This window comes from Micromonospora tarensis (genome assembly GCF_016803395.1).
Classification (GTDB): domain Bacteria; phylum Actinomycetota; class Actinomycetes; order Mycobacteriales; family Micromonosporaceae; genus Micromonospora; species Micromonospora tarensis.
In genome coordinates this window covers 1-1,211 of record NZ_JAEVHL010000519.1, presented here as the reverse complement: position 1 = coordinate 1,211, position 1,211 = coordinate 1, and the positions used below count along the sequence as shown (strand labels likewise).

Genomic DNA, 1,211 nt, shown 5'->3' with positions numbered 1-1,211 from the left:
CTGGCCGGCGCCCGGTGGGGCCTGTCCGTCGACGGGCTCGCCGCGCTCGTCGTGCCGGCGGTGGCCTCGGTGGCGCTGCTGGTGCTGGCGTACGCCGCCGCCGAGATTCACCGGGACCGGTCCCGGTTTCACGGCCTGATGCTGGTCTTCCTCGCCGCGGTGCTGCTCACCGCCACCGCCACGACGCTACCCGTGCTGCTGCTGGGCTGGGAGATCATGGGCGGGATGTCGTACGCGCTGATCGCGTACCACTGGCGGCGCGACGACGCGGTCGCCGCGGGTGGCACGGCGTTCCTCACCACCCGCGCCGGCGACCTCGGGCTCTACCTGGCCGCGGGTGCCGGACTGGCCGGCGGCACGCTCGACCTGACCGGGTTCGCCGGACTGCCGCCCGGGTGGCGGGACGTGGCCGCCGGTGGAGTGCTGGCCGCCGGCTTCGGTAAGGCGGCCCAGCTGCCGTTCTCGTTCTGGCTGTCGCGGGCCATGCTCGGCCCGAGCCCGGTCAGCGCGCTGCTGCACTCCGCCGCCATGGTGGCGATGGGCGGCTACCTGCTCGTCCGCCTGCACCCGCTGCTCGTCGCGACCGGCTGGGCGGTGGACGTGGCCGCGTGGGGCGGCGCGGTGACAACCCTGGCGCTCGGTGCGGTCGCGCTCGCCCAGACCGACCTGAAGCAGTTGCTGGCCGCCTCCACCAGCGCTCAACTGGGGTACGTGGTGCTGGGCGCCGCCGTCGCTCCGGCCGGCGCCGTCGCGCACCTGATCGGCCACGCGGCCACCAAGGCGCTGCTGTTCCTCGCCGCGGGGGCGTGGCTGACCGCGCTCGGCACCCGCCGGCTGTCCGCGCTGCTCGGCGCTGGCCGCCGCTACCCGCTGGTGGGGGGGCGTGTTCGCGGTTGGCGCCCTGGCACTGGCCGGGGTGCCGCCGCTGGCGTTGTGGTCCACCAAGGACGAGGTGCTCGCCGGAGCCCGCGAGCGGTCCCCGGCGTTGTACCTGGTCGGCCTGGCCGGCGCCCTGCTCGCGGCCCTCTACGCCGGCCGGGCGCTCGCCCTGGTCCTGCGCCCGGTTCCGCCCGGGATCGAATCCGGGTACGACACCGAGCGCGACGGCACCCGCGAGGTGGCCGGCGGGCAGCAGGGGCCGCTGGTGCCGCTGGCGGTCGGAGCGGCCGTGCTCGGCGTCCTGGCGCTGCCGCCGCTGTCCCGGGCGGTGG

General features: G+C 76.7%; 1 pseudogene. It reads left to right on the top strand.

What is annotated here, in order from left to right:
• Window positions 1–1,211, top strand: a pseudogene (locus JM949_RS36075) (proton-conducting transporter transmembrane domain-containing protein); the annotation flags it as partial.